The organism is Sphingomonas faeni (genome assembly GCF_024273235.1).
GTDB lineage: Bacteria > Pseudomonadota > Alphaproteobacteria > Sphingomonadales > Sphingomonadaceae > Sphingomonas > Sphingomonas faeni_A.
In genome coordinates, this window is the sequence record NZ_JANBVH010000074.1 from 1 (window position 1) to 3,677 (window position 3,677).

The 3,677-nt window shown below is 59.0% G+C and carries 4 protein-coding genes; 2 read left to right on the forward strand and 2 right to left on the reverse strand.

Annotated features, from left to right (window positions below):
• On the forward strand, positions 1-414 hold a 414-nt coding region (locus NLI89_RS21390), incomplete at its 5' end, for an acyltransferase family protein (RefSeq protein ID WP_368077316.1).
• Positions 415-964: 550 nt separating this feature from the next.
• Here NLI89_RS21390 and NLI89_RS21395 read toward each other — a convergent pair.
• Positions 965-1,171: a recombinase family protein gene (locus tag NLI89_RS21395; protein WP_254688762.1), complete on the reverse strand. Its 207-nt coding sequence runs from the start codon at positions 1,169-1,171 to the stop codon at positions 965-967.
• 36 nt (positions 1,172-1,207) lie between these two features.
• On the reverse strand, positions 1,208-2,305 hold the full coding sequence (locus tag NLI89_RS21400) for a hypothetical protein (RefSeq protein ID WP_254688763.1): 1,098 nt from the start codon (positions 2,303-2,305) through the stop codon (positions 1,208-1,210).
• 232 nt (positions 2,306-2,537) lie between these two features.
• Between NLI89_RS21400 and NLI89_RS21405 the strand changes: the two genes are divergently transcribed.
• On the forward strand, positions 2,538-3,677 hold a 1,140-nt coding region (locus NLI89_RS21405), incomplete at its 3' end, for an IS30 family transposase (protein ID WP_254688764.1).

A 3,677-nucleotide genomic window follows, 5' to 3' on the forward strand; every position in this document is an offset into this window, starting at 1 on the left:
ACTGTCTGGCGCTGGTCCGGGTTGGCGGCTCTTGCCCTCCTCGTGGTCGAGGTGCCAGTTTCGATGTTTCTGGCCGAGACGGCATCTGTGTGGCTGCCCGTAAGCATTGCCGCCGCAGCGATCGGATCCGTAGCACTCGTTACGTTGTGCCCTGGCCCCAGCGGCGGCTTGGTTGGTCGTTGGGGCGAGTTTCTCGGCGACGCTTCCTATAGCTTATACCTATCGCATCCATTTTCCATCATCGTGATTGTTCAGCTTTGGATACGACTAGCGCCGAGATTGTCGCCGATCGCCCTTGTTCCATTCGCCGTCTTCGCGTGCCTTATCGGAGGGATCGCCTGCTATCTGCTGATCGAGCGGCCGCTCAACCACGGTATCAGACGCCTGATCGGGGCTCGGCTCCGCCAAGGCTAGCGACCGTTCGCCGATACCGTATCCCGTCAATAGCGGGGTTGGGCAATGAGGTTCGCGGGTTAGCCACTGCCGTGCTGCACGCACCTCAGAACAGCTCGGCGAGTGTTGCAGGGGTAGAGCTCTCTTGGATCAGGCCGCTCTCGCGGAAGCGTTCGAGATAATCGTCGGCGATAACGGCGGTTTGCGAACCTGTCGGCGCTGTTGCCGATCGCAGTTAGCGCTTTGCCCGTATCGAGGCCGATGACGTTGACGTTGAAATCGTCGGGATGCTTCACCTCTATGCCACAAGGGGCAGCCACTTCGGCCGGAAAATCCCTGAGGTTATAGTTGACAATCGCGTCGGCCCTGACAATGGAACGCGGCCGCAAGAACATGGACGTCCTTGGATCAGGAAGCGTCAGGGCCAGTATCAGGAGCTCGTCGCCTTCAACCAGCACCTCCGCACCTCCGCAAAGAGCGCGATCCGATCGGGAGTGAGCTTCGGTGGACGGCCGAAGCGGCCCCCCTTGCCTTTGCCCCGCCCATCGCCCCCTGCTGCTACGCTAGTGGATCAGCTCGCGCTCGAATCCGGCGATGCCGCGAACACCGTCAGCACCACGCAACCAGCTGCCGATTGAGTGTCCGCCCAGGGCGCAGCCAGCGAGCGCAGGCCCGCGCCGGCCTCTTTCAGCTTCTCGGCGATGTCGAGCAGGTCACCGGCGGAGCGTGCCAGCCGGTCGAGCCTCGTTACCACCACCACCGTGTCTTTGTCGCCCAACTGCCTTTCGAGTATTCTTCACGACCGACACCCCACCTATCTAATGGCGGGGCCGCGAAGGGCTTCAAAACCGGCTTGAAACTGACCGGCATTATAACGCGCCGCTAAGTCGCGCATCATATCCCCGTAGATTACTTTTTGAGCCCGAATTTGCGGGTGATTGAAGGTGTTGAATGGCACACCCTCGTAGCTCGACGAATAAACCGACGCCCAGCCATACCGCTCGGCCCACCGAAACCCTCTATACTCAAGGTCGATAAGTTTAACGCCCTCTTCTTTGCATATATCGCCAAGTATGCTGTTCCAAAGTGAATAACTAGCCAGACCGTCTATTTTTACACCACTACCCGACCAATCTTTCACCTGCTTCTGCTTCGACGGTGGGACTGTCAAAATCTGCTCGAGGTCGGGAGAATAATGCTGAACGAACGGATAGAAAACTCCCGATTCTTTAATATTTCCAGCCTCGATCCGCAGTGTCGCCCCATCTATCTTCGTGACGACCTTGAATATCTCTCCGTCATTTCGCCCCCCGCCTTGACGTATTCGTAGTTGCGTTCCGGATTTTATATAATTACCGGAACCCGCCTGATCAAAAAAACCGAGACCCGCCGCGTCCGGCTCGTCAATTCGCATCGTTGATTTCACTGCGTCAAAAGTAACATTGATGTGACCGTATAGAGTCGCTTGACTGACTGGGTAGGCGACACCTTCGGCCAGGGCCTCTTCGGTCTTGGCAATGTCGAACTTCTGCGGCCACGGATGAATAGTGTTGCAGACGAAAATCATGGTTCCTGCTATATTATGCTCTCGGATGAACGATTTGAGTATTCTTTTTGTGTAATCTGCGTTTGGCCCCCGCCCGTGCACGCCATAGACCGATCCGCTATTCATCGCGAGGCCGAGAATGATGAGATTGAATGGCTTACCCGTCGCACCGGCCCATTGCTGGGGTACGTCATTGTCGAACGATCCTCCGACCGCCGCGTTAGTATGCGTGACGGCGCCGTCATTTGGGCCCCTCAAGCCTTTCAACTTATCGATGAATATCTGCGTCGGGGCATTCGCTACAATAAAGGCATCGCGATCCGGATAATTGGCACCTACCAGATCGGCGCCAAGGAACACGGACATGCCAACCGTCAATGCGCTGACGGCCGCGGCGGATGCGTGAGTGGGTATCGGTGCGAGCACAACCGAACCTACCCCAACATTCAAGTTGTTCGGGCCGCATCCCGCCAACTCAACTGCAGTGCTTGCTAAGAAGGTTTGCTCGATGAATTGACGTCGCGTGTAAATCACAATTCTCCGGTGGGTTCAACGGGTGGTCGCAACACTTCATTCTTTGAGGAGAAGGAGTGTGGGGATGAAGCAGCGTCAGCGGATTTATTACTCGGCGGCACAGCGATCCGAGATTTGGGACCGGTGGCAGCGTGGGGAGTCGATGAGTTCGATTGGCCGGCGGTTTGATCGGCAGTCGTCGTCGATTTTCTCGGTGCTGTCGCCGTCGGGCGGCATTCGTCCGGCGGAGCGCAGGCGGTCGGGCCGATCCCTCAGCCTGAGCGAGCGCGAGGAGATATCGAGAGGTCTTGTCGCCGGCCGCTCGCTCAGAGCGATCGCAGCCCAGCTTGGTCGGGCGCCTTCGACGATCAGCCGCGAGGTCGGCCGGGGTGGCGGTCTGGACCGGTATCGCGGGACCGTCTCGGATCAGGCCGCGTGGGATCGCGCGCTGCGCCCCAAGCTGTGCAAGCTGGCTTGCCATCCCGGCTTACGCCGAACAGTATCGCGCAAGCTGCGCCGCAGCTGGTCGCCCGAGCAGATCGCTGGCTGGCTCAAGCGCAGCTTTCCGGACCAAGAGCAGCACCGCGTGTCACACGAGACGATCTACAAAAGCCTGTTCATCCAGGCGCGTGGCGTCCTGAAGAAGGAGCTGCTCGAGCATCTCCGGGCGAAGCGCACGATCCGCCGCTCGCGCCACGCCAGCCTGAAGCGTGACGGGCTTGGCCAGATCAAGGATGCGATATCGATCAGCGAACGGCCGGCGTCAGTCGAGGACCGCGCCGTGCCCGGACATTGGGAGGGCGATCTCATCTCTGGCGCGAGAAACAGCCATATCGTGACGCTGGTCGAACGCCAGTCACGCTATGTGATCCTGGCCAAGGTGGCGAACAAGGAGACCGCCAGCGTCGTCTCGGCCCTGATAAAGCAGGCGCGCAAACTGCCTCGCGAGCTCTATCAGTCGCTGACCTGGGATCGCGGCAAGGAACTTGCTGATCACAAGCGCTTCACCCTGGCGACCGAGGTCGACGTCTATTTTTGCGATCCGCAAAGCCCGTGGCAGCGCGGTACCAACGAAAACACCAATCGCTTGCTGCGCCAATATCTGCCCAAGGGAACGGATCTGTCGCTCCACAGCCAGGCCAAACTCAGCGCCATCGCTCGCCAGCTCAACGAGCGCCCCAGAAAGACCTTGATGTATCAGACACCAGCTGAAATGTTCGCCGAG